This is a genomic window from Cupriavidus sp. 05T41 (assembly GCF_056396525.1).
The window spans coordinates 1-24,217 of sequence record NZ_JBFTLQ010000016.1; the positions used below are offsets into that span (position 1 = coordinate 1).

Here is a 24,217-nt window from a genome sequence, read left to right on the forward strand (position 1 = left end):
CGCCAGCCGGCGTCCGGCGAAGAACCCGCTCCAGCCGCCCAGCAGCTGCCCGGGCAGGCAACGCGGGCGCCGCAGCAGGCTGTGCGCGAGGAAGAACGCGCCGGGACAGCCGCGCGAGCCGATCAGCAACTGGTGCAGCACCAGGCGCGCGCGCATCGCCGGCGGTGCGTACGCCATCGTGATGGCCGTCATGTTGCAGGTCTCTTCGAAGCAGCGCTTGCGCGCGAAGCTCTCGCGCTCGTAGTTGTAGCGCACCGCCGGGTAGTGATCGACGATGGCGGCGGGATCGAGCACCAGCCGCCAGCCCGCGTGCCGCAGCATCTGGCACATCCATGTCTCGTTGCCGGGCTGCGCGCCCTGTCCGTGCAGGCGCTCGTCGAAGCGGGCCGTGCCCATCGCCGCGCGGCGCAGGATCCAGTTGCAGCCCTTCAGGGTCTCCGCCGCGCGCGGCGCGCCGCAGACCCTGTGCGTTTCGCCGATGATGCGGCCCCAGCCGTCGCGGTAGGCGGCAAGCGGCACGTCGGGCAAGGGCAGCGGCCTGCCATCGGCGCCATGCACGACATCGCGCCCGCCAACGCCGCCCACCTCCGGATCGGAAAAATGCGGCAGCACGCGCGCCAGCCAGTCCGCGCGCGGCAGGGCGTCGTCGTCCAGGATCGCCAGCAGTTCGCCAGTGACGTGCGGCAGGCCGGCGTTCATCGCAGCGATCACGCCGGGCTCGACCACCGTGACTGCCTGCAGGCCGGGATAGCGTTGCGGCGCGGTCCGTGCCAGCCAGTCGGCCGTCTCCGCGTCATCGGCGCCGCGGCAGACCACGATCCATTGCGCGGGCGCGGGCGCCAGCGCGCTCGCTGCCTGCAGGCAGCGCTGCAGCATGTCCAGGCGGCGGAAGGTCGGGATCATCAGCGTGACGCTGGGCGCATCGCTCATGGTGCGCTTCCTCCGTTGGCGGCAAGCTGCTCGTCGGCAGGCAGCAGGCGCCCGGCGCGCACGGCGCCGGCAATCTCGCAGACGATGGCCGCGGCCAGCCCCGACGACAGTCCGAGCTGGAACCACAGCACGCCGTCCAGCGTGGTGAGGTCAAGCAGCCGCGGGGCCAGCGCGCACCACGCCGCGACCACCGGCACCTGCACAAAGGCAAAGTGATTCAGTCCGCGGTTGGCCAGCAACTGCCAGGCGATGCCCACCACGCTGGCAAACCCGGAGCCCAGGCACGCGACCACCAGTTCGGCGTGCAGCGCGGCGTAGTTCGGCCCGACCAGCCACAGCAGCAGGCCGGGCCACAAGATCGCGAGCAGGACCAGCGCGGCCGCCGGCAGGCAGGCCAGCGCCACCCATGCCGCAAAGCGCCGCAGCACGCCTTCGCGTGCCTGCGCAAAGCGCGGAATCACGTATGCCGCCACCACCGCGCCCACCGGCATCAGCAACTGGCCGATACGCGACAGCGCACCCAGCGCCGCGGTCTGCCCGACCGCGCCGTGGAACGCCACGATGGCGAACACCATCTGGCCCTGGATGCAGTAGAACGCCTCGAGCGGCAACTGGCGGCGCATCACGCTGCCGATGAACTGGCGGTCGGCGGCGGCGCGGGCGCCATGTTCGGCATGCGATAGACCGGCACCAGGGAGCGTCGCGCCCGCGCCGGGAATCTCGCGTGCGATCCAGCGCCTGACCACCGGCACCCGCAGCCCGGCGCACAGTACGTTGACAAGCGTCGCGCCGAGCACGCCGAGCATGCCCAGCGCGTAGAGCGCCGACGACAGCACCAGCCGGGCGACGGACAAGGCGGTATCGAGCGCCTGGAGCGCCGGCGCGCGGTTGGCGAACAGCAACACCTGGTCCACCACGCGCGACTGCATGTCGAAATACCAGGTAGCCAGCAACAGGGCCAGCAGCAGCGCGGTCAGCACCATGCCAGCATGATTGCGATGCAACAGCCAGGCGGCGATCGCCAGCACCACCGGCAGTAGCCACGCGGAGAGTTTCCAGCGCTGCCCCATTGCCGCGCGGGCGAGTTCCGCCGCGCGCTGGCGGTCCGGCCAGGTCTTGCCGAGCAGCGCGTTCAGCCCGAGCTGGATGCCGCCCTTGGTGACCACGGCGATGGCACCCATGATGATGCCGACGACCGTATAGATGGCGTAGTCGCCAACGTCGAGCCAACGCGCCAGCAGCAGGCCGGTGATGGCGCCAACCCCCTGCGACAGCACGGCATAGACGAGGAAGTTGAGCAACTTCACGGCGTGGCCCCCTAGGCCGCCGGCGCGTGTTGCGCGCGCTGCGCAGGCGGTGCGGCCCCGATGGCGCCGCCCGCGCCCGTTTCCGCCCCGATGATCTCGAGCAGCCGAGCCGCCGCCTGCTCGGCGCGGAAGCGCCGGCTGAAGCATTGCCCTGCGGCCGCGCGCATGCGCGCCTGCGCGGCGGGCGCCATGCGCAGCCACCGCTGCAGGCACGCGGCCGTGCCCTGTGCAGTGTCCGGGCCGACCAGCCCCGCCCCGTCCTCGACGATCTCGCGCCAGATATTGACCTTGTCGGAGATCAGCACGGGCACGCCGCAACCAAGCGCCTCGGCCACCGCCACGCCGAAGTTCTCCTGGTGCGAGGGCAGGCAGAACAGCTCGGCCGCGTGGAAGGCTCCCCACTTGAGATCGCCCTTGAGCATGCCGGTCCAGCATGTGCGCGCGGACAGGCCGTACCCGGCAAGGCGCTGCTCCAGCGCCGTGCGCATCGCCGCATCGTACGGGCCCGCCAGCACCAGGTGCAGCGCCGCATCCTGCGCAGCCACGCCGGCGAACGCGTCGACCAGCAGGTCGCAGCCCTTCTTCTCGTGGATACGTCCGAGAAAGAGCACGATGCGCTTGCCGCGCGTGGCGGGGAAGGTGCAGAAGAACGCTTCGCGCAGTGGCGCGGCCTGCTGCGGCGGCTGTGCCGTACCGTAGGTGGCCACCACTTCGCGGCAGCGATACGGCCAGAAGGCGCCGTGCGCGCGCAGGCGTTCCTCGCTGCAGGTAAACAACACGCCGCGCGCGCCGCGCAGCACCCAGTAGTCGCCCAGCAACCAGTAAACGCTTTTCTTGAGATGCTTGAGCGGATAGTGTTCGCGGAACCACGGGTCGAGCATGCCGTGCGTGAAGACGAAGTACGGCACCTGCTTGCCGCGCAGGGCCAGGCACACGGCCAGCGCGTGGAACTGCCACAGTCCTTCGACGATCACCGCGTCATAGCCTTCGGCGTGCGCGCGCAGCCATTGCAGCATGCGGCGACTGAAGCCGTACTTGAGCGAGGACGGCCCCAGCGCGATCACGTCGAGTTCGCTGTCGCGCACGCAGGCCGCATCCGGCGCGTCACCGCAGCACACCTGCACCTGCACGCCGCATTCGCTCAGGGGCGCGCGCAGCTGGCGCACGCCCTCGATGGGCCCCCCGCCACCGGGATCGATCGAGGAGATGACGTGCAGGATCCTCATCGCTGACTCACTGCCGACTCATTGCCGATCATTGCCGGCTCATTGCCGCAATGGCGGGGTGGCGGGTGCCGCTGCCTTGCGCGCAATGAAGTGGAACCAGTAGACCTCGTCGAGCGCCTGGCCTTCGCGAAGGGGCTCCTTGTCCACGTTGCCGTACACGACTTCCGTGTCCAGGCCAAGTTGCGCCAGCGCGCGGCGCTGCGCCTCGAGCTCCGTGTAGACGATCACGATGCCGAACTTGTGCGCGGCGCATACGCGGATGGCGTAGCCGTCGAACTCGCGGTTCAGGCGCGAATAGCGCAGGTAGTTGAACGTGGCCAGCGGCAGGTTGCACAGCACGCGAGCGGTATCGATGCCCACCGCGATCGGGTTGCCCGACAGATGCGGCAGGCGCAGGAACATCGAGAGATTCTCGCGATAGCTCGGCCCGCGCATGTTGTGGCTGGAGAAGAGCACCAGGCCGCCGGGGCGCAGCACGCGCGCGAACTCGCGCAGGATGGCCTCGCGGCCCGGATAGTCCACCGCGTCGATACCGTTGAAGCTGAACATCACCAGCGCGAAGCTGTTGTCGGCGAAGCGCGACATGTCGCGCGCATCCATCTGCGCGACACGCACGCCAGGATGGTTGCGCTGGCAGATCTCGACCATCTCCGGCATGTAGTCGACCGCGGTGTAGTCGTCGCTCAGCGCGCGCAGCATCGGCACGGTACGCCCGCCGCCAACCCCCACGTCGAGGATCGGCTGTCCGCGGACTTCCTCGGCGAGCCAGGCGATGGCAGCCGCCTCGCCGGGATCGGTCCAGTCGCTGGCGGTGCCAAACCACCGCCGCGCGCCCCAACTACGCCATGCGTGCTGATTGATGCGATCTTGTGCCGTGCCTGACGCCATGGGAACCTCGCTCGAGAAGAGCCGCCGTGGACCAGAGCGCCGCGCTGCCGCAGGCATGCTCCGGGGGCAGGTGACCAGCCTGCGTGCATCGAGAATGCCGAGGCGAGGGACCGGGTTCTGTTCGTTGGCACACACGCTTGCCGCCACCTTGTCGCCGTCTTGCCGGTACCGCTCCGGCCGCCCGGCGCGGCGCGGCGACGACCCGCGCAGAAGGTGCCGGCGACGCCGCACGCAAGCATTTTGCAAGGGGATTAGCACCGGCGCGGCAGGGGTTCAGGCAGCGCTGTCTCTCCCCTCATCCTGATGGCTGAGATGGTCCTCATCCGTTTGTCGTGCGACGGCCAGCGCATGGGTGCAGAGGTAGCCCGTAAATGCGCCGTACTTCACCCTGCAGGAAGTTTCAATTTTGTGCCGAAGGCCTCGGGCGACACCTTCCCGCACCATAGGAATGCGGGCTCCCGGTATTTTCTGTTGCAGCGGTGAAACATAATCCGGCGATGACTGTTTCACTCCTGAAACTTAATCTTTTTGATTATCCCTAACCCGTTCGGGTACCCCGCCATTCGGCCTCCACCAAGGCTTTCCGGATGATGAAAGCAAACCGCACCATCCCATCCCGGGCGCCGACAAAGCAACTTGATTTCGTGCAGATCAGACCATAAGATGACCTTAATTCGTTTTAAGACGAATGGCATTTTGGGGTGGGTTCAGGGGGTCAGCCTTCCGCCATGCTTCTAGTTTCCGACAATAAGATGAGCGGAACTTTCATGGCGGTAGTACGGGGATAAATTAAGGCGGCGCAAGTCAGCAGCTTGGGTCGTGCAGGTCATTATTCCGCGCTGCGTTCAACCTGTTCCTGCCTCAATCATACGGGGGGAATAAGAACATGAACGCGCTTCTCATAGAGGGTCATCCATTGCTGCGTCTCGGGCTGCTTCAGATGCTCGAGCGTATCCACGGCGTGGACCATGTCATCACCGTCGATCCGGGCGACGTTGCGCTGCTCGACGGCAATCACTGCGACCTGCTCGTCTTTGGCATGCCCGCCGATCTCGATGCGGGATGGCAGCTCCTCAACAAGGTGCGTTCCGTGCTCTCGGCGGAGCGCCTTCTGCTGCTCGCCGATGTCCTGCCGCTGCAGATCCCGGCGCTGGCCATGGCGCAGGGTATATGCGGCTGCCTGCCCAAGTCGGCCTCGCTCGCCGTGCTCGAGGCCGGCATCCGGCTGGCGATGGTGGGCGGACAATACGGGCGCGGCCAGAACGGCCGCCAGGCTGGCGGCGCGCCGGGGATGTCCGCCGGCGGCTACCCGCTGGGCGGGCGCGTGCCGGTGCTGGCGCCGCTGACGGATGGCGCCGCCTGCGGCCCCTCGGGCACCCGCATCCAGGGCACGCCTTCCTCGCGCGACTCGCTGGGCGCCGTGGCGCGGCAGGGCGCCGCGGCCGGCGACGGTGGCAGCCAGAACAGCCATGGCGAAACCGCCTACGACGAAGCCGAGATGCTGCAGATCACGCCGCGCCAGTACGAGGTGCTGGTGCTGCTCGCGCGCGGTCATCCGATCAAGACCGTCAGCCGCATGCTCAATATCTCGGTCGCCACGGTAAAGAGCCATGCGTGTACGCTGTACCAGCGGCTCAAGGTGCGCAACAAGGGCGAAGCGGTCTATGCGGCGCTCCAGCGCGGCGCCTTGCTGGAGTGGGTCAGCGGTGACGACGCGGCGCCGCGCAACTCGGTGCGCGCATCCGCCGAATACAGCACCGGAGCTTCCGCGGCGATGCGCTGACACGCTGCATCCTGCACACCTGGCGGCGGCCCCCGGCCGGAGCCGGGGCGTGCAGGCTAGCTTGCACAGAACAGGCCTGTGCGGCGAAGAGTTGGGCGGGAAATGCCGCCGGGAGTCCCCGGCGACCTTTCCCGCAGTGCATTTCACGGTCGCCAATCTGTCGTCGCGAGCCGCCAATGTGTCGCCGCCAGACGACCGCCGCGGCCGCCCCGCGCAGCCCGCTACGCCTTGCCTGGCGCCGTTTCCAACGATTTCCCCGGTGCCGGCTCAATGTGGGACAGCGCACCGATGGGAGGTCATGCGCATCCTAGGATGACAACACGGGGGATTGTCGCAGTCGTTGCGATGGACCTGTCACCGTTAGAGCGGGAGCCTGCCGTGAACGAGACCATCGACCTTGGGATGCAACACTCGACTGGCCAGCTTGCAGAACGGCGCGGCTCCAGCCCACTGGCGTGCCTCGCCATGCTGTGCGCGGCGCTGCTGCTGGGCGCGTGCTCGAGTTCTCCCGGCATGCACTTCGACGCCAAGGCGCCGGTCAGCGCGATCGGGCCCGACGCCATGCCGAACATCACCCCCATCACGCTGGACCTGGTGCGCAGCCAGAAGAACGTGGCCCAGCGCGAACTGGACAAGCTCGACGAACTGTACGGCAAGCCCGAGCCCTACCGCATCGGCGCCGGCGACATCGTCTCCGTGGTGGTGTGGGATCACCCGGAACTGGTCTTCCCCAACCAGACCTACAGCATCGGCGCCGCCTATGAGATACCCGCGGTCGGCGGAGGCGCCAACGTGCCCGGCTACGTGGTCAGCGCACAGGGCGACATCCAGTTCCCCTACGCCGGCGTGATGAGGGTGGCCGGCAAGACTTCCAACGAAGTGCGCGACCAGATCGCGCGGGTGCTCGCGCGCGTGGTGCGCGATCCCCAGATGACGGTGCGCGTGCTGGCGTTCCGCAGCCAGCGCATCTACGTCGACGGTGAAGTGCGCACGCCCGGCATGCAGCCCATCGACGATGCCCCGATGACGCTGATCGAGGCGCTCAACCGCGCCGGCGGCGTACTCAACACGACCGGCGACAACAGCCGCATCCGCATCACGCGCGGCGAGCGCAGCTGGCGCGTCAACATCCCGGCGTTGCTGGCCCGCGGCGTCGATCCGTCGCGCATCATGCTCAGGAACGGCGACATCGTGCGCGTGGAGCAACGCGAAGACAGCAAGATCTTCGTCACGGGCGAAGTCGTGCGTCCCATCACGCTGCTGATGCGCAACGGCCGCATGACGCTCAACGAAGCGCTGGGCGACGCCGGCGGCGTCAATCCGGGTTCGGCCAACGCGGAACAGATCTTCGTGATCCGCAAGGCGGAGGACGGCGAGCCGAAGGTCTTCCACCTCGACGGTACCTCGCCGGTAGCGCTGGCCATCGCCGAGGGCTTCCAGCTCGAGGCCAAGGACGTGGTGTACGTGGATGCGCGCGAGCTGGTGCGCTGGAGCCGTGTGATGAACCTGCTCATACCATCGACCGGCCCGGTCCTTGGTACGGCGACGATGGTGAAATAGGCGCACGCGTCATGATCCGCTCGATCCTGGTGGTGTGCATCGGCAATACCTGCCGCAGTCCGATGGCGCAATGCCTGCTCGGCAATTCGCTGCCCGGCTGCACCATCACGTCGGCAGGCCTGGCGCCGCTCGAAGGCGCCGCCGCCGATCCGCACATCGTGCGCCTGCTTGCGGAGGACGGGCTGGATCTCCCCGGACACCGCGCTCGCGTGCTCGACGCAAGCATGGTCAGCGGCGCCGACCTCGTACTGGTGATGGACACAGAACAAAGAGAGGCGCTGGAGCGCCTGTACCCCCATGCGCGCGGCAAGGTCTACCGGCTTTGCGAATTCGTGCACGCCGACGTACCCGATCCCTATGGCTGTTCGCAGAACATGTTCAGGATCGTGTTCGGGCTCATCAAGCAAGGCGTCGATACATGGGTGGTGCGGATTCGCGCCATTGCACGGGATGCATATCACGGGGAGGTAGCATGAACACGTTCAACCCGCACGAAGCCCTGAGCGGCCCCCAGCGGGGCGCGGCCCGGGAAAAAGGGATCGACCTGACCGGCTATCTCGACATCCTGATGCGGTACCGCTGGACGTTTCTCCTGGTCGCCGGCGTGATCTTCCTGCTGGGCGCGACCTATGCCTTCTTCACCAGGTCCGTCTACCGCACCGATATCGTGGTGCAGGTAGAGGATACGGGCGGCAGCAGCAACACCAGCAAGCTCGCCGGCAGCGTGGCGCCGGTATTCGACGTCAAGCCCGCGGCGGCCTCGGAGATCGAGCTGCTGCACTCGCGCATGGTGGTGGGCAAGGCCGTCGACAACCTGCGCCTGGCCATCGACGCCAGGCCGCGCTACTTCCCGCTGATCGGCCAGCCGCTCGCGCGCTACAACCCGGGCCTGTCCGATCCCGGCCTGTTCGGCTGGGGTGGCTTCGTGTGGGGCGGCGAACACATCGCGGTCACGCGGCTCGACATGCCCGCGCGCATCGAAGGCACCCACATGCTGGTCACGGTGCTGGACAACAACCGCTATAGCCTCAAGATCGAAGGCGAGGACACCGTGGCCACCGGCACCGTCGGCCAGGCGCTGCTGGCGCCCACTTCGCGCGGCAACGTCGGGATCATGGTCTCCGAACTCGACGGCAAGCCCGGCGCGACCTTCACGGTGATGCGCGTGCCGCGCGCCAATGCGATCGCCAAGTTGCAGGAGACCCTGCAGATCGTCGAGCGCGGCAAGTCCAGCGGCGTGATCGGCGTCACCCTCGAAGGCCCGGACCCGGATCTGATCGCCGCCACGCTCAACGAGATCGGCGCCGAGTACGTCGACCAGAACGTGCGCCGCAGGGCAGAGGAAGCCGAGAAGTCGCTGGCCTTCCTCCAGCAGCAGTTGCCGCAGGTCAAGCAACAGGTGGAGACCGCCGAGACGCGCTACAACGCGCTGCGCAACCAGCGCGGCACCATCGACCTGAACGAGGAATCAAAGCTGATCCTGTCGCAGTCGGTGCAGATCCAGACCCGCGTGCAGGAGTTGCGCCAGAAGCGCCAGGAGCTGGTGACGCGTTTCACCGGCAACCATCCCAGCATCGGCATCGTCGACGAACAGATCGCCAGCCTGACCGCCGCGCTCAACGGCGTGACCGCGCGCATCCAGAAGCTGCCGGAAGTGGAGCAGAACGTGGTGCGGCTGATGCGCGACGTGAAGGTAAGCACGGAGATGTACCAGTCGCTGCTCAACGATGCGCAGCAATTGCGGCTCACCAAGGCCAGCAAGGTCGGCACCGCGCGCCTGGTCGACCCCGCCGAGGTGCCGCTGCTGCCGGTGCGGCCCAACCGCAATCTGCTGGTGATCTTCGCCGCCCTGCTGGGCACCGTGGGCGCGTTGATGATCGTGTTCCTGCGCCACCTTCTCGACGGCGGCGTCTCGGAAGCCGACGACATCGAGAGCCAGACCGGCTTCACGGTGTACTCCACCATCCCGTTCAGCCCGGAACAATCGCGCCTGATGGCCAAAGGCGGGCCCAACGCGCTGCTGGCCTGCCGCATGCCGGAAGACCCCGCGATGGAGAGCCTGCGCAGCTTCCGCACCGCCTTGCAGTTCTCGCTGCTGGGCGTCCATCATCCGGTGGTGCTGGTGACCGGGCCCTCGCCCGGCGTGGGCAAGTCCTTCATCTGCGCCAACTTCGCCACGGTGCTGGCCGCGGGCGGCAAGCGCGTGGTGCTGATCGACGCGGACCTGCGCCGCGGCAACCTCAACCACCGCTTCGACACCGAGCGCGGCCCCGGCCTGACCGAGCTCCTGCGCGGCGCGCCGGTGGAAGGCGCGGTGCGCAGGCAGGTGGTCCCCGGCCTGGATTTCATTCCCACCGGCACGCTCCCGACGCACGCCGCCGACCTCCTGCTCAGCCCGATGATGGACACGTTGCTCGATGCGCTGAAGTCGAACTACGACGTCGTGCTGATCGATACGCCCCCGGTGCTGTCCGCCTCCGATACCGGCATCCTCGCCACCAAGGCCGACGCCGTGTTCATGGTCGCCCGCGCCGACTCCACCACGGTGGACGAGCTCGAAGCGGCCGGCAGGGCGATCCGGCAGGCCGGCGGCGAAGTAAAGGGTGTGCTGTTCAACGGGCTGAACGTGCAAGGCCGCTGGTACCGGGCGCACTACAGCTTCGGCAAGTACCGGTACCTGAGCTATCGGTACCAGGATGTGGAAACGGTGGAGGGCAGATAGGCCGGGCGGCGGCCTTTGCCAGGGTGCAGCCAGAGTGGTCTTCTTCGGTCACCCGGGCCGCATTGCGGGCGCGCCGGCGGCTCGCCGCCAATGCGGCGCGCATCGTTCGCGTTCAGGCCCTGCGGGTCGCCTTCATCGGGAACCGCCCGAACACGCCGGCGGTGATCGTGCCTTCCATCGTGTCGCCCGAAAGCTGGGCTTCCACCTTGAGCGTCAATGGCATCGGCGCCGTGAGCTTCATCTTGAAGGTCACGCGGTCGCCATTGAGCTCGCCGTCGATGACCTCGGCCGTAGCCTTCTCGCCCGCATTGGTCCCGCCGAAGCCGCCGGCCCCGGTGCCGACGATGGTAAGCACCGAGCGCTGCTCGCCGCCCGGCGTCTGGGAGATACAGTCCCATTGGCCTTTGATTTCTGTCGTCATAAACAATTTCCTGCTGCTTTTTTTCGTCAACGTAAAAACCATACGGATGTCCCGCCAAATCCCGGCGGCCCGGCTGGAAAGCCGATGGCATTCCTGTCGAGCCGTCCATTGGCGTTGGCGTTCTTGTCCTGGTACGCGATGATCGCATAGTCGCCGGCCGGCACATGCTTGAAGATCACGGCAATACCGGCACGATGGGCAACTGCGCAGGCGGCCACCTGGCAGGCGCTGGCCGCCTGCCATCACGTTCAATGGCACCAGCGCGCGGCGCCGCCTCAGGCTTGCACCGTACCCGGCACGACGTCGTCCAGCGCATTCGACGCCTCGGCCTCGCTGGCGGCTTCGGCAAGCGCGGCGCGCGCGACCTGCGCTTCCATGTACCACACCAGGTGCGCCTGCAGCGCCGCGCGGCTTTCCGCCAGGAACAGCGAGTGATCGAACTTCGACAGCGTCCGCACGCGGATATGATCGAGTCCCTGCAGCGCCTCCAGATTGCCGCCGAAGCGGTCCCGCGCTTCCTCCAGCCCGATATCGCTCATGCCGTAGAGGAAATCCGTCTGGACGCCGCGCCGGTCGAGCTCGCGCATGGCGGCACGCGCGAAGCCCGTCACGGTGGTGGTGTCCTCGCCGCCGCGCCAGCGTGCCACGGCGGACACCGCGCGCTGGCTCAGGCGGCGCGCGCTGCGGCGCACGAACCCGTTGAGGATCGGCACGACCTTCATCTGGCCGCGCATCAGCCGCAGCCAGGTCTCGGCGCGGCGCGCCGCGGCGACGTAGCCGCGCATCGATTGCACGCGCTCGTTGACCGCGGCGGTATCGGTCTCGTCCCAGCGGAACTTGGCCAGGTTGGCCAGCACCACGCCCGCTACGGCCGGGTTGCGCAGGGCCACGTGCAAGCTGATGAAGGCACCCGAGCACACGCCCGCGACCACGATCCGCCGCATGCCCCGGGCACGCAGCCAGTCCACGGCGGCGCTGGCGTCTTCGCAGGCGCTCGGGTCGTATACGGCGGGAATGCTCATCTGGCGTGCCGGCGCGGGGCTGTCGCCGAGCGCGGAGAGGTCCAGGCGCAGCGCGGTGACGCCGTGGCGCGCCAGCTCGCGCGACAAGGAGACGAACAGCCGCCCGTCGCCGACATGGTGGTTGCCGCCGGTGTTGGGGAACAGGATCGCGACCCCGCCGGCGGTGCGCCGCGCGGGTTCGCACAGGATGCCGAACTGGCGGCCGCGGTCCAGCCACACGCGCTGCTCGCGCACGCCGTCCACTTCGCATTCCAGCGCCGGGCGGTCGTCGTGGGCCGCCGGCGCGCCGCGCGCGGCGCCTCTGCCGCCGGCGGCCAGCGCCGGGCGCATCCAGGCCAGTACCGCCTGCCAGGCGGCTTCCGGCACCTTGGCGTATTCCGGCGCCTGCATCATGCCCGGGTACTCGGCAAAGCCGTCCAGCGTGACCTCGGCTCCGGCGTTGCGGTAAAGCGTACCCATTTCTGCGACCGGCGATGCGGTGCCTGGCCATGCATCGAGCAAGAGCACGCGGGGCGCCGGGCAACCCTTGCGACGCGCCATGCGCAGGCCCTCGAGCGCGGCCACGGTGTCGGGCTGGAAGCGGTAGGCGAGCACGTCCAGCGAGCCGTCGGTGGGCGGGATCAGCTGGATATCGGGGATGACGTTGTTGACCCAGCCGGTATGCAGCGCACGCAGTTCTCGCAGGTAGGCGCGCCCGCTCGCGACCGGCGCCAGCAGGACCAGCCCGGCCACCACCCCGGCATCGCGCGCGGCCAGCGCCTCGGCGGCCAGCACGGCCAGCGCGGCGCCAAGGCGCAGGCCGCACAACACCACGCGCGTCACGCCGCCCTGCTCGCGCAGGGTCCGCACCGCGGCCAGGATGCCATGCACGCAACAGGCGATATGGTCGACATCGGCATCGCTGCCGGCGGAGTCCCCGGTGCCGGGATAGTCGAAGCGCAGCACCGGCAGCCCGGCCGCCGCGAGGTCGCCGGCAAGGTGCCGGTAGGCGCGGTGGGACCACATGGCTTCGTGGCCGTGCGGATTGCATAGCACCACGCCCGTGGTGCCCGGTGCTTCATGGAGCCACCCGGCGCACCCCTCGAACAAGACCGGTTTCATCGCTTCTCCCAAGGGAAAACGGGGCTCGGACCCCCGGCATTCGCGCACGCAGAAACGGGTACGCTTTTGTTCTGCTTGTTGTCCTGGCGGGCCATTACCGCCCGCGGCCCGCCGCGCCGGGAGGGCGCGCGGGCCGCCTTGTCTCGCGCTGCGAGGAAGCACGCAGAAACGGGTACGCTCATGGCCGCCTCGCCGCGTTGCGCGCCGTCAGGCCGCCGGCATCGAGTCTTGTCCGGCCGGCCGGTCCTGCTCCTTGGACGGCGCGCTGCGCGCCTCGAGGGCCAGCGCCTCGGGCTGCGCGGGAGGCAGCGGCAAGCCCAGGTAGGGATTCATGGCGGCGAAATCCGCGCGGTTGCTGCGCCGGCGGATGACGCCGTTGAGCATGCCGCCGGCCAGGCGGGCCTCGGCGCGGGCCAGGCGCTTGACGGCTTCGTCCACCTGGCTCGCCGGCGTCACGTCGGCACGCACCACCAGCAGGGTGGAGCCGGCCAGGTTGGCGACCAGGGTGCCGTCGGCCACGGCCAGCACCGGCGGCGTATCGATGATGACCAGGTCGAAGCGTGCCTTGCAGACCTGCAGCATCTCGGCCAGCGACGGCATCATCAGCAGCTCGGACGGATTGGTCGGCGTTGCGCCGGCAGTGATCAGGCAGAGGCCGGACACCACCGTGGGGCGCACGACTGCCGCCAGGTCGGCGCGGCCCGCCAGCAGTTCGGCCAGCCCGGGCTCCGGCGCCTGGTCGAACCAGTTGGCGATCTTGCCGCGACGCAGGTCGGCGTCGACCAGCAGCACGCGCTGGCCGGCTTCGGCGAACAACACCGCGAGGTTGACCGAGGCGAAGGTCTTGCCCGCGCCGGGCGCGGGGCTGGTCACCGCGAGCACGCCGTCGGGCGCGTTGCGCACGGCGAAATGCAGCGCCGCGCGTACGCTGCGCAGGCCTTCCACCGCAAGCGCATGCGGCGAACGCCGCGCCAGCAGGAAGCGGTCGTGCAGCCCGCAGCGCAGCATCCGCTCGCCTTCGCCGGCGGCAAACGCACCGGGCTCGGCCAGCGCGCTGCCGGGCGCAGGCGCATACAGGCGCGGGCTCGCCGTGGCGGCAAACCCCATCATCACGCCCAGGCGGCGATGCACCTCGGCCTCGTGCTCGAGCTCGGTCTGCTCGCTGCTGAAGGCGATCTCGCCCAGCATGGGCATGCCGAGCCGCGCCTCGGCGTCGGCCGCATCGGCCACCGAGGGCTTGTAGCGCTGGCGCGCCGCCGCGCCGGCCAGGCCCAGGCACAGGCCAAGCAGCGCGCCGCCGAAGGTCAGCGGCACGGGGCCAAGGCCGTCCGGGCGCGAAGGCGGCATCGCCGCATCGACGATGCGCATGGTGTTGGAGCGGTCGGACTGGGCCAGCGAGAGCTGCTGCGCGCGGTTGCGCAGGGTCATGTACATATCCTCGGCCACCTTGACGTCGCGCGTGAGCGCCACCGACTCGCGCTCGGTCTCGGACAGGTTCTGCATGCGCGAATCCATGTCGCGCCGCACCTTGCTGAGTTCCTGGATCTGGGTATCGACCGTGCGCACTTCGTTGCTGTCCGTGGTGAAGCGCTGCAGCAGGCGGGTACGCTCCAGGCGCAGGGCGGCGATCTGGCGCTGGTAGTCCATGCTGCCGCTGAGGTAGGACTGGGCCTCCTGCGAGGGCGCCATGGTGCCGCTGCGCGTGCGATAGCGCGTCAGCGCCGCTTCCGCGCGCTCCAGCTCGCCCTTCACGCGCGGCAGCTCGCTGCTGACGAAGGCCAGGCCGCCGGCCGCGTCATCGCGGCGCTGGGTGGTCTGGCTGTCGATGTAGGCCTGCGCCACGCCGTTGACCAGCGCAGCCGCGAGCTTGCGGTCCGGATAGCGCCACGCAACGCGTACCGTGCCGGCGTCACGCGTGTGTTCGTCCACCACCAGTTCGCGCGAGATGCTGTCCACCGTGGAGAGCGGATCGCTGCGCATCAGTTCGAAGCGCGTGCCGGGCTGCGCATCGATTTGTGCGACCTGCAGCTCCACCTCGTTGGCCGATGCGGGTTCGCCCGTCACGCCTTCGAGCAGCATTGCGTCGCCGGCATAGAGCTGGTAATGGCCCTGGGGCTGCGCCACCAGTATCAGCGGCACGTTGAGCAGGCGCTCGGGCACCGAGAGGCTGTCGAGCTGGATCCGCTCGCCGCCCCAGGCGTAGCCGAGGCCTTCGGGCCACGGCCCGATGGCATGGCCCGGCTCGGCGAAGCGCGCCGCGAGCGCCCCGAGCAACGGCGCACGCACGGGCGCCGCCGAGACGTCCAGGTGCAGACGCTCCACCACCGGCCCGACCACCGCGCGGCTGGTCAGCATGCCGGTATCGAACTGCACCGCCGAGGCATTGACCTGGCCGGAGTTGCGCGGCGCTACCTGCACCAGTGCCTCGACGCGGTAGCGCGGCGGCGTCGACAGCGCCACGAACGCGCCGATCCCTGCGCCGGCAAGCGTGAGCCCGATGATCCAGCCGAGGTGATCGAGCAGGGCGCGCCGCCGGCGTGCGCCCGGCGGCGCCGGCTCATCCGCAGCCGGCCTCGTGGCGGAGAAATACAACCTGTTCACGACGTTCTCCCTGGGCAATGGCCATGTCCTGCCGCTCCTGCCTCAGACGCTTGCCAGCGCCGGCAAGAGACGGTCGAACTCACGCTTGACGAGCTTGTAGCACTCGCACGAATGCGCTTCCAGGCCAAGGCGGTCGAGCACGGTGATGTGCCCGCGGCTATGCTGGATCAGCCCAAGGTCTTCGAGCTTGCCGGCGGCTTCGGTCACGCCTTCGCGGCGCACGCCAAGCATGTTGGCGATGACCTGCTGCGTGATGACCAGCTCGTTGGACGCCATGCGGTCCAGCGCGAGCAGCAGCCAGCGGCATAGTTGCTTGTTGAGCGAATGGTGACGGTTGCACACCGCGGTCTGGGCGATCTGCGTGAGCACGGCCTGCACGTAGAGCAGGGTCACGCGCTGGATTGCCGGGGAATGCAGGAATTCCTGCTTGAGCGTGGCTGCCGACAGGCGGTAGGCAAAGCCCGGCGTGCGCACCTCCACGCGGCACGGCATGGTGTCTCCGCCGGTGAGCACCGGAATGCCGACCAGCCCTTCCTTGCCGATGGCGGCGATCTCTACGGTGGCGCCATCTTCCAGCAGCGAGAGCATCGAGACGATGGCAGTCGTGGGGAAGTAGACATGGTGGATACGCTGGCCCGAGTCGGTCAGCAGCTGGCCGGCACGCATGCGCACCAGCTCGAGGTGCGCCGACAACGACTCCCAATCCTTGCGCGGCAAGGCACCCAGCACATGATTGACGTGCAGATCCGAACGCTGACTGATCATTTTCCTCTCCCCGTGACCAGCCGCACGAACACTTACGACCGAAGCCGGTCCGTCGCATAGCGGGGACCCGCGCCGACCACCTATTCTTTAACCCCGGTTCGTACAGCCTCTGTGTCTGTATTAAGTGCCATATGTGGTCCTCCCAACAGTAGCCGCACGGCTGAAACCTGATCATCCTTCGGTAGGTCTTAGAGCGCCGGAAATCACAACACCGGCGACCAAGCCATGAAGCCCCGGCGCCGCGTGGCACAGCATTCGTACTCCGCGTGTACGGCGTATCAGGCGCCTGGCGCGCTGTAGGCCACCGCACGTCTCGCATTGAGCGCATGGACCTCCCCCATCGGGATGGGAGCCGCACACGCCAGCCCTACATCCTGGCCTCCTCCATTCGGGTCGCCCTCGGGCAGCAGCTTCACGCGCCGGCACGCACCTGGCGCCAGGTGGAACCAGTCGTACTCGGGGCGCATGGCCGCATCGTCGATATGCACCCAGCGCGCGAAGCGCCGCGCCGATATCGTCAGCCACCAGTCGCCGTCCTCGCGCGCCAGCGCCACCGCCAGCTCGGGCGGCTCGAGCGCGGCCGCGCTGCGTTCGGGCAGGTAGCAGGCCTGGCTTATCTGGGTGCCGTCGGCGGGATCGCACAGCGTGGCGCACACCACATCATGCGTACGCGGGCCGAAGCGGTAGGCATAGGTGAAATCGAAGAACGTGCCGGCCAGTTCGGCGCCGCCCATGCGCTGCATGGAGTGCGGCGGCAGGCACAGCTCGCGCGCCACGTCGAGCAGCGCCGTCTCGCCGTCGCGCCAGCATTGCAACCGCAGGCGTACCGCGCGCGGCGCCGGGCTTTCGTTGATCAGGTGCACATGGATGCCGTTGAGGCCTTCGTCGGTGATCAGCACCTGCAGCGGCTGCCATACCTGGCGCAGCGCGTGCCATGCCGATTTCGGCCGCGCCAGCGCATCGACGATGCCCCAGCCCGCGCCCGGCAGCAGGTCCTGCAGCTGCCACACCAGCGCGCCGGAGCAAGTCGAGCCGCTGCGCCGCCATTCGCTGAAGACGTCGGTCATCACCTCGGCCACCACCGCGCGCGACAGCGCCAGGTAGCGCACGCTGTCCTCGTAGCGCAGGCGCGGCGGGTCCACCTTGAACAGTTCGCGCAGGTAGAAATCCCGCACGTCCTCGAAATCCCATCCGCTGCCCGCATCGCGCGGCACGCGCGCCTTCCAGCGCGGGTCATGCGCGGGTGCGACCGGCAGCGCGTCGGCCAGGGTGCGCGCGCACGGCACGTTGGAAAAGGCCAGGCATTCGGACGTGAAACGCACATTGGCACGGCGCGCGTCGTCGAGCGGGCGCTGGTAGGCACCCACGCCGTAGTAGTGCGAGACGCCGCTGTCGGGCTGGAATGGCCACGCGCCGCCACTCGGCGAGTTGCGCACGTATACGGCGTCGGGATGCCAGGCGGCCACGCAGGCCGGGATGATTTCGTCGAACAGCGGTTGCCGCCAGCTCGCGCAAGGCACGCCCATCATGGCGGCCTGCTGTTCGACCTCGCTGCCGCCGCACAGCACCGCCACGCTCGGATGGTGACGATGCGCGGCCAGCCACTCGCTGACTTCGCGCGTGGCCTGGGCCATGAGCGGACGCGCGGCTTCGGCGTTGGCGCAGTAGTCGAAGTTGGCGAACATGAAATCCTGCCAGACCATCAGGCCGAGCGCATCGCAGGCAGCGAAGAAGGCCTCTCCCTGATAGCAGGTGACGCCGCTCACGCGCACCATGTTCATACCGGCCCCGTGCGCCAGCGCCAGCCATTTCCCGACTTCCGCGGGCGCATCGACGTGGCCGGCGAGGTCGTGGCTGGTCCAGCAGGCGCCGCGGCAGAAGATGCGTTCGCCGTTGACGCGCAGGGCGAAGCCATCCTCGCCGGCTGCGGTGCGGCGGTCGATCTCGATGCGGCGAAAGCCCACCTGCGCGCAATCGATGCGCGCGTCGCCCAGCCGCAACTGCACTGCATAGCGCTGCGGCGCACCGTGGGTATGCGGCCACCACAGGCGCGGCGCGCTCACGGCAAGCTCGCCCTCGTACACGATGCCGCCGGGGCCGGCGTCCACGGCGGCGAGCGGCGCCTCGCGCCCGTCCGCGCACAGCATCAGCGGCACGCCCGCCGGCAGCGGCGCCACGTCGCGCAGGCGCAGGCGGATCACGCCGCGTGCAAGATCCGCGTCGAGCGAGGCCTGCAGGTCGTAGCGCGCCGTCAGCAGCGGGCTGGCGCCAGCGTCGAGCGGCAGCAGGTCGACGCCGCGCCAGGGCCCGATCGTATGCACCGGCGGGCACCAGCCAGGCATATGGCCGAGCAGCGTGGTGCGCACCAGCCGCAACGAGGGCGGCGAGACCAGGCGCGGCTTCCACCGCACCGGTCCGCGCTGGCTGCGCAGCCAGCGGTGCAGCGAGCGGAAGCACAGGCAGAGCACGTGGTCGCCGTCGAGATGCAGTTCCGCCTCGTGCGCCGTAAACATGTTCTGCGCGTCGAGCACGCGCAACTCGTCGAGCCATACCTCGGCCACCGTGGCCAGGCCGTGCAGGCGCAGGCGGCAGGCACCCGCGCCGGACAGCGGCACGCGGTACCAGTAGTCGTGGTCGTGCAGGGCGCGCGGCGCGTCGGCCTGCCATTGCCCTGCCGCCTGCAGCGCCTGCGCAACGGTGCCGGGCACCGCCGCGGGCAGCCATGGGCCGCGCCCTTCCAGCCCGGCCGGCGATGCAGCGGCGCCGCAGGGCGTCTCCAGCAAGGCCCAGGCGCCGGCGAGGGGCTCGCGGTGGACTGGCCGCCCGGGAACAGGCGTGAGGACGAGAGGCGCGTGCATGGCGGCGGGCGCAGGTCGGCGGTATCTAGTATTCGGCCTCGCCCACGTAGCTTGCCAGCGCCGGGATCGCCGCGTCGTAGGAGACTTCGAGCTGGTCCAGGCAATCCTGGCAACGGTCCACCCTGCGGCTGATGATGGAGCGCACCAGGCGGAACTGCATCACCATGGCTTCGGAAGCGAGCTTCTGGCATGCACCCGCGATGCTGTCGGGCATCGGCTGGCCATGCTGGGCCAGCCAGCGCAGGTACTGCGCCAGCAGTTCGAAGTTGGCGCCGAGCTGGCGCAGCACGCTGAAGGCGTAGGGATGGAAGACCTGCTCGCCGCCCGCCATGAGCGCTTCCTGGTGCGCGGGAAACGCCGTGCGGAAGGCGGTGATGGGGTTTTGCCGCGGGCGCCGCGCGAGATGCTTGCGCAGCAGCGCGAGCGAGGCGCGTACCAGCATCGCCCCTTCCAGCGCCGGGAAACGGCGGCGCACCACCTCGGCATAGGGGAACAGCAGGTTCACGTCGTCGACCAGGCCGGGCAGGCGGCGGAACAGCCCGCCGTAGTCCTCGCCGCTGGCCACGTGGTAGCCCTCGTTGTGGTAGTAGCCCACCGACTGCGCGTCGGGCATCATCACGTCGATGCCGATGGTGGTCTTGGTGTGCTCGCGGCGGTACGAGGTGGCGCGGTTGTCGGGCAGGTAGAATCCGTCCACCTCGAGCAGCACCACGTGCCCGCGGCAGGTCTGCGCGGCCACGCGCGCTTCCATCGATTCATACAGCGACAGCTCCTGCACCACCACGCCGTACAGGCGCTCGAGATCGTCGTGCGGGTATTTGAAGAAGGTGAACTGGTCGCCCTCGAAATCCTGCGCCACTGTGAAGCCGAGCGCTGCCACGGGGTCGAGCCCCCAGCCGTGCAGCAGCTCGATCCACAGGTCCACATAGCAGTTGGTCTGCGGCCAGACCGGGTTGCCATTGTGCAAGGCGTGCGACACGTGCGTGCCGCGCTCCAGGGTATGGGGGTCGACCAGCATCACAGCCCTCCCAGCGTGGCGCGTACGTCCTTGGGCCAGTGCCCCACGTCAAAGCCGTGGTGGCGCAGCAGCGCCAGCGTCAGGCGCTCGATGCCGAAGCCGACGCAGCCGGTGTGGGCCGGCTCTCCATCGGCGGTGCGCAGTTCCCAGACCTGGCCGAAATGATCCATGTGATAGTTGAAGCTCATGCAGGCGGTCGGCGGGGCGCCGTCGTTGATGGGAACCAGCAGCTCGAACTTGAGCTTTCGCTCGCGCTGGCTGTCGGCCACGATCTTGCCGCCGCGGCCGAAGAACGGGTCATTGGCGACCTCCACCTCGTGCGGCAGCTTCAGCATGCCCGCGAGCTGCTGGCCGCGCTCCATCCACAACTGGCGGAACGCGATGATCTGCGCGGCATTGCCCAGGCGCACGTACTCGCGCTGGCGGAACATCTGCATGCGCGCCGGATCGATCGACGGCTCGTGGCGGAAGCAGTACGACAGCACGTCGACCACCAGTCCCTGCGGCGGCATCGGGCCGCGCCGGGCCACCGCGGGGTAGATCGGATAGCAGGCCGCGGGCGTCAGCACCACGCGCGTGGGACGTTGTTCGTCGGCCCATTCTTCGCCGTCTTCGAGCCGCGCCAGCAGGCGGTGATGATCGCGGTCGTTGCCGCAGAAGCTGTGCACGGTGCCGGCCAGTTGCGGGAAGCTCTTGAGGTAGTCGCTGGCCTCGAAGTCCTTGCGCGACATCGCCGGCGGAAAGCGCATCACTTCGGCGCGCTGGTCCGCGCCAAGCGCGGTGACAGCCACGTTCAGGCCATCGGCGATCGCCTCGAACACGGCGCTGCGGCCATACACGCCATCGACGCCGCCGGGAATCAGCAGGCCGGCTTCGATCAGCGCCTGCTGGTAGCGCCGCTGCCCGACCAGGGGATCGCCATAGGGTGGCGCAGCCGCGGCAGCGGGCTCGAAGGGCGCCGTGCTGGCGTTGTCCGCGCTAATGTTGGCATCCATATCGTGCTCCTCAGCTCGAACGCTCCGCCAGCAGCAGGCTGGCGGTGTTGGTCAGGATCCGGTCGTTGTTGATCATCAGCGGCGCTGACCAGAGATCGCGCAGATGGCGCCCGAGGCTGTAGGGGGTACCGTGCTTGTAGCCTGCCATGCCGCAAATCAACATCGCCTGCTGGACCGCCTCGATGCCCAGCGCGGAGACGCTGGTCTTGAGGCCGTTCATCTCGGCGGCCAGGGAGAACAGCGCCGATACCGACAGGCCGGCATGGCGCTGGCGCTGGTGGGTCAGCGCGAGTTCGAGCCGGCCTTCCATCATCTGCACCATCGCCACCGCATCCGCCACGCGCGTGGCCGACGGCGGCAGCGAGCCGGGACGCGCGCGCGCCTGGCCCTGGAAGAAACTCTTGGCGCGGTGCACGGCGTCGCCCGCGATGCCCGTCCACAGCGCCGCCCACAGGATGTGCGAAACCGGCGTCATGGTGCCGTCGGCGATCTCACCGAAGGCGACCGGCAGGATCTGCTCGCACGCGCCCCGCGCCTCCAGGCGAAAGCCGTTGCTGCAGGTGCCGCGCATGCCCAGCGTGTCCCAGGTGCTGAGGGACTCCAGCGTGAAATCGGGCTTCAGCAGGCACACCATGACCTGGTCGGACGGCGAGGCATCGGCATGCCGGCGCGCGGTGGCCAGGATGGCGTCGGCGTGCGCACCGTAGGAGATCGTCGGCGCCATCTTGAGCAGATGGAAGCGATCGTGCTCCACGTTGACCGCGCAGCCGCTGTTGCGCAGCGCGCCGCCGATGGCCTCTTCGGAGGTGGCGGAGGCCAGCAGCAGCTGTTCGCCGGAGATGCGGTCGAGCAATTGCTCATGCCAGGGGCTGCCGCTGCCATGCTCGACGATGCAGGCGACCTGGATCTGGTGCATGGCGTAGATCATCCCGGCCGACGAGCAGGCCGCGCCGAGCACGCGGCAGATCGCCGCGATGGTGTCCAGCGAAGCGCCCGCGCCACCGTGCTCGGCCGGCACCAGGGCGCTGAGCAGGCGGTGCTGGCGCAGCACGGCGAACGCCTGGTGCGGGAAGGCGGCGTCGCGGTCCACCTGGTCGGCATGCTGCGCCGCCTCGGCGGCAGCCAGTGCCGCGCCGGCCATCAGCTCGGCGGTGCCGGTGTGGGCCGACATCGGGCGCGCCAGCTCCACGCTGGCCAGCGGGGGGCTCATGCTGCCTCCTGCTGCTGTCTGAGTTGCTCGGCCGCGGCCGCCAGCGAATTCACGCTGCGGAAGAGTTGACGGGTGAGCATCGCATCCGGGATCTCGATATTGAACGCATTCTCGATGGCCAGCATCACATGGACGGTTGCCAGCGACGAGAGGCCGGCTTCGTAGAGGTCCGCCTGGTCATCGAGTGCTTCGACCGATACGTCCAGCCGCGCCACGTCGGCGAGGATTTGTCGAATGGTTGCCTTCATCTCTGTACTCCTCGGTGAGGATGATCGGGTGCCACCATTGGGCCGCAGGCGCCATGCGGCTTCGGTGCGTTGGCCCACCAACTTCGCGCCGCCGCAGCCGGGCAGCAACACCCGGCGCCCACGTGCTCAGTACGCCGCGTGCCCCGTCCAGCCATGCAGGGCGGTGCGCAGGATGATCTGCAGGTCGAGCCGGAACGACCAGTTGCGGATATAGAAGATGTCGAACTCGATGCGCTTGCGCATCTTCTCCACGGTGTCGGTCTGGCCGCGCAGGCCGTTGATCTGCGCCCAGCCGGTGATGCCGGGCTTCACGCGATGGCGCAACATGTAGCGGTCGATGATTTCCTTGTAGATCTCGTTATGCTCGATGGCATGCGGGCGCGGGCCCACCACCGACATCTCGCCGTGCAGCACGTTGAAGAACTGCGGCAGCTCGTCCAGGCTGGTGCGGCGCAGGAAGGCGCCCAGGCGCGTGACGCGCGGATCGCCCGGCACGGCCTGGGGCACGCCGCTGTCCTGGTGCATCACCATGGTGCGGAACTTGTAGACGTGGAAGGGCTTGCCATCCATGCCGAGGCGCGCCTGGCGGAACAACACCGGCCCCGGCGATGAGGCCTTGACCAGCACCGCGATCAGCAGCAGCAGGGGCGACAGCCCGACCAGCGCGGCCAGCGAGAAGACGCGGTCGAAGCTGGCCTTGAGCAGGCCCGTGATGCCCGACTGCGGCGGGCTGTTGAGATCGATCACCGGCAGGCCGAGGAAGTCGCTGAACCGATGTCCCAGCAGTTCGACCGCCATGATGTCGGGCACCCAGCGGATGTCGATGAGGTCGTTGCGGAAATGGGAAACCACGTCGTAGAGATCGCGGCAGGCGGCCATCGGCAGCGTCAGCCAGATCTCGCGCACGCCGTTGTTGCGCACGAAGGTGCAGACTTCCTGCAGCGATTCGAGCCGCGTGACGCCGGCAGGCACCGGTTGCATGCCTTCGTCGTAGATGCCGGCCACGTTGTAGCCGGCGCCGCGGTTGTTGCGCACGCGCTGGTACATCTCATGCCCGAGCGAGCCATAGCCGAGGATCACCACGCGCTTGGCGTTGATGCCGAGTTCGCGCACGCTGCCCAGCATGCGGTAGAGCATCACGCGCGAGAGCAGCAGCATCACGGCCACGCTCAGCAGCCAGCCCATCGACCACAGCCGCGACAGCGCAGCCGACTGGTGCATCAGATACGCGGTGACCAGGCCCAGCATGCAGACCGCACCCCACGCCGCCAGCGTGCGCAGCGCCAGCGCCACGTGGTTGCGGCCGCGCCAGGAGTTGTACAGGCCGCAGGCGGGGAACACCAGCAGCGTGCTCACCGAGCACAGAACAGTGATAAAGCCGTGCACGGGCGCGGCGCCGCGCAGGCCTTGCGGGAACAGCAACTCGCCCACCGCCATGCCGCAGGCGGCGACGATGCCGGCGTCGGTAAAGCGATAGAGGATCTGCAGGGCAGCCTGGCGCTCGCCCACAAAGGCGCGGATCGCGGACATGATTCGCCTCCATCCGGCAAGCCGGACTAGTC

General features: G+C 68.8%; 19 protein-coding genes. 4 read left to right on the top strand and 15 right to left on the bottom strand.

From position 1 onward, the window contains the following. From AC1DKV_RS12145 to AC1DKV_RS12160, 4 genes are all read right to left on the bottom strand, one after another. A partial coding sequence (locus AC1DKV_RS12145) for a glycosyltransferase family 2 protein (protein ID WP_477137612.1) occupies positions 1 to 930 on the bottom strand: 930 nt, incomplete at its 3' end. After that, entirely contained in the window at positions 927 to 2,237 is a 1,311-nt protein-coding gene (locus tag AC1DKV_RS12150; protein WP_441611771.1) for a hypothetical protein, read from the bottom strand. The genes AC1DKV_RS12145 and AC1DKV_RS12150, both read right to left, overlap by 4 nt. Before the next feature lie 11 nt (positions 2,238 to 2,248). Then, the gene (locus tag AC1DKV_RS12155; protein WP_441611772.1) at positions 2,249 to 3,463 is read right to left on the bottom strand and encodes a glycosyltransferase; all 1,215 of its coding nucleotides are present in this window, start codon (positions 3,461 to 3,463) and stop codon (positions 2,249 to 2,251) included. Positions 3,464 to 3,502: 39 nt separating this feature from the next. Then, positions 3,503 to 4,351 (bottom strand): class I SAM-dependent methyltransferase, encoded by an 849-nt coding sequence (locus tag AC1DKV_RS12160; protein ID WP_441611773.1) that lies wholly within the window; start codon positions 4,349 to 4,351, stop codon positions 3,503 to 3,505. Between the two features lie 886 nt (positions 4,352 to 5,237). Between AC1DKV_RS12160 and AC1DKV_RS12165 the strand changes: the two genes are divergently transcribed. From AC1DKV_RS12165 to AC1DKV_RS12180, 4 genes are all read left to right on the top strand, one after another. Next, positions 5,238 to 6,134 (top strand): helix-turn-helix transcriptional regulator, encoded by an 897-nt coding sequence (locus tag AC1DKV_RS12165; protein ID WP_441611774.1) that lies wholly within the window; start codon positions 5,238 to 5,240, stop codon positions 6,132 to 6,134. 465 nt (positions 6,135 to 6,599) lie between these two features. Next, positions 6,600 to 7,694: a polysaccharide biosynthesis/export family protein gene (locus tag AC1DKV_RS12170; RefSeq protein ID WP_441612253.1), complete on the top strand. Its 1,095-nt coding sequence runs from the start codon at positions 6,600 to 6,602 to the stop codon at positions 7,692 to 7,694. Positions 7,695 to 7,705: 11 nt separating this feature from the next. Continuing rightward, the gene (locus AC1DKV_RS12175; protein ID WP_441611775.1) at positions 7,706 to 8,170 is read left to right on the top strand and encodes an arsenate reductase/protein-tyrosine-phosphatase family protein; all 465 of its coding nucleotides are present in this window, start codon (positions 7,706 to 7,708) and stop codon (positions 8,168 to 8,170) included. Continuing rightward, entirely contained in the window at positions 8,167 to 10,416 is a 2,250-nt protein-coding gene (locus AC1DKV_RS12180) for a polysaccharide biosynthesis tyrosine autokinase (protein WP_441611776.1), read from the top strand. Before AC1DKV_RS12175 ends, AC1DKV_RS12180 begins: the two co-directional genes overlap by 4 nt. Before the next feature lie 112 nt (positions 10,417 to 10,528). Here the strand turns inward: AC1DKV_RS12180 and AC1DKV_RS12185 are convergent, their stop codons facing one another. From AC1DKV_RS12185 to AC1DKV_RS12235, 11 genes are all read right to left on the bottom strand, one after another. Continuing rightward, a complete protein-coding gene (locus AC1DKV_RS12185) occupies positions 10,529 to 10,837 on the bottom strand; it encodes a hypothetical protein (protein WP_441611777.1) in 309 nt (102 codons plus the stop codon). A 26-nt stretch (positions 10,838 to 10,863) separates the two neighbouring features. Then, positions 10,864 to 11,055: a DUF2141 domain-containing protein gene (locus AC1DKV_RS12190; protein ID WP_441611778.1), complete on the bottom strand. Its 192-nt coding sequence runs from the start codon at positions 11,053 to 11,055 to the stop codon at positions 10,864 to 10,866. 57 nt (positions 11,056 to 11,112) lie between these two features. Continuing rightward, positions 11,113 to 12,960 (bottom strand): alpha/beta fold hydrolase, encoded by a 1,848-nt coding sequence (locus AC1DKV_RS12195; RefSeq protein WP_441611779.1) that lies wholly within the window; start codon positions 12,958 to 12,960, stop codon positions 11,113 to 11,115. Positions 12,961 to 13,167: 207 nt separating this feature from the next. Then, a complete protein-coding gene (locus AC1DKV_RS12200) occupies positions 13,168 to 15,561 on the bottom strand; it encodes a polysaccharide biosynthesis tyrosine autokinase (protein ID WP_441611780.1) in 2,394 nt (797 codons plus the stop codon). A gap of 42 nt (positions 15,562 to 15,603) precedes the next feature. Continuing rightward, complete coding sequence (locus tag AC1DKV_RS12205) at positions 15,604 to 16,326, bottom strand: Crp/Fnr family transcriptional regulator (RefSeq protein ID WP_441611781.1); 723 nt, start codon at positions 16,324 to 16,326, stop codon at positions 15,604 to 15,606. Positions 16,327 to 16,604: 278 nt separating this feature from the next. Continuing rightward, positions 16,605 to 19,184 (bottom strand): glycosyl hydrolase 2 galactose-binding domain-containing protein, encoded by a 2,580-nt coding sequence (locus AC1DKV_RS12210; protein ID WP_441611782.1) that lies wholly within the window; start codon positions 19,182 to 19,184, stop codon positions 16,605 to 16,607. Positions 19,185 to 19,209: 25 nt separating this feature from the next. After that, a complete protein-coding gene (locus AC1DKV_RS12215) occupies positions 19,210 to 20,202 on the bottom strand; it encodes a DUF1839 family protein (RefSeq protein ID WP_441611783.1) in 993 nt (330 codons plus the stop codon). Next, complete coding sequence (locus AC1DKV_RS12220) at positions 20,202 to 21,197, bottom strand: amino acid--[acyl-carrier-protein] ligase (RefSeq protein ID WP_477137613.1); 996 nt, start codon at positions 21,195 to 21,197, stop codon at positions 20,202 to 20,204. The genes AC1DKV_RS12215 and AC1DKV_RS12220 overlap by 1 nt, the downstream gene beginning before the upstream one ends. Before the next feature lie 10 nt (positions 21,198 to 21,207). After that, positions 21,208 to 22,407 carry an acyl-CoA dehydrogenase family protein gene (locus AC1DKV_RS12225; protein ID WP_441611785.1) on the bottom strand — a complete coding sequence of 400 codons (1,200 nt, stop codon included), beginning with the start codon at positions 22,405 to 22,407 and terminating at the stop codon, positions 21,208 to 21,210. Continuing rightward, positions 22,404 to 22,655, bottom strand: a complete 252-nt coding sequence (locus tag AC1DKV_RS12230) for an acyl carrier protein (protein ID WP_420997529.1) — start codon at positions 22,653 to 22,655, stop codon at positions 22,404 to 22,406. Before AC1DKV_RS12230 ends, AC1DKV_RS12225 begins: the two co-directional genes overlap by 4 nt. 126 nt (positions 22,656 to 22,781) lie before the next feature. Beyond that, complete coding sequence (locus tag AC1DKV_RS12235) at positions 22,782 to 24,185, bottom strand: undecaprenyl-phosphate glucose phosphotransferase (RefSeq protein WP_441611786.1); 1,404 nt, start codon at positions 24,183 to 24,185, stop codon at positions 22,782 to 22,784. Between the last annotated feature and the right edge of the window lie 32 nt (positions 24,186 to 24,217).

Coding starts and splice junctions, on each gene's coding strand:
- AC1DKV_RS12155 (WP_441611772.1), bottom strand. CDS start 3,463: ATGAGGATCCTGCACGTCATCTCCTCGATCGATCCCGGTGGCGGGGGG.
- AC1DKV_RS12160 (WP_441611773.1), bottom strand. CDS start 4,351: ATGGCGTCAGGCACGGCACAAGATCGCATCAATCAGCACGCATGGCGT.
- AC1DKV_RS12165 (WP_441611774.1), top strand. CDS start 5,238: ATGAACGCGCTTCTCATAGAGGGTCATCCATTGCTGCGTCTCGGGCTG.
- AC1DKV_RS12170 (WP_441612253.1), top strand. CDS start 6,600: ATGCTGTGCGCGGCGCTGCTGCTGGGCGCGTGCTCGAGTTCTCCCGGC.
- AC1DKV_RS12175 (WP_441611775.1), top strand. CDS start 7,706: ATGATCCGCTCGATCCTGGTGGTGTGCATCGGCAATACCTGCCGCAGT.
- AC1DKV_RS12180 (WP_441611776.1), top strand. CDS start 8,167: ATGAACACGTTCAACCCGCACGAAGCCCTGAGCGGCCCCCAGCGGGGC.
- AC1DKV_RS12185 (WP_441611777.1), bottom strand. CDS start 10,837: ATGACGACAGAAATCAAAGGCCAATGGGACTGTATCTCCCAGACGCCG.
- AC1DKV_RS12195 (WP_441611779.1), bottom strand. CDS start 12,960: ATGAAACCGGTCTTGTTCGAGGGGTGCGCCGGGTGGCTCCATGAAGCA.
- AC1DKV_RS12205 (WP_441611781.1), bottom strand. CDS start 16,326: ATGATCAGTCAGCGTTCGGATCTGCACGTCAATCATGTGCTGGGTGCC.
- AC1DKV_RS12210 (WP_441611782.1), bottom strand. CDS start 19,184: ATGCACGCGCCTCTCGTCCTCACGCCTGTTCCCGGGCGGCCAGTCCAC.
- AC1DKV_RS12215 (WP_441611783.1), bottom strand. CDS start 20,202: ATGCTGGTCGACCCCCATACCCTGGAGCGCGGCACGCACGTGTCGCAC.
- AC1DKV_RS12220 (WP_477137613.1), bottom strand. CDS start 21,197: ATGGATGCCAACATTAGCGCGGACAACGCCAGCACGGCGCCCTTCGAG.
- AC1DKV_RS12225 (WP_441611785.1), bottom strand. CDS start 22,407: ATGAGCCCCCCGCTGGCCAGCGTGGAGCTGGCGCGCCCGATGTCGGCC.
- AC1DKV_RS12230 (WP_420997529.1), bottom strand. CDS start 22,655: ATGAAGGCAACCATTCGACAAATCCTCGCCGACGTGGCGCGGCTGGAC.
- AC1DKV_RS12235 (WP_441611786.1), bottom strand. CDS start 24,185: ATGTCCGCGATCCGCGCCTTTGTGGGCGAGCGCCAGGCTGCCCTGCAG.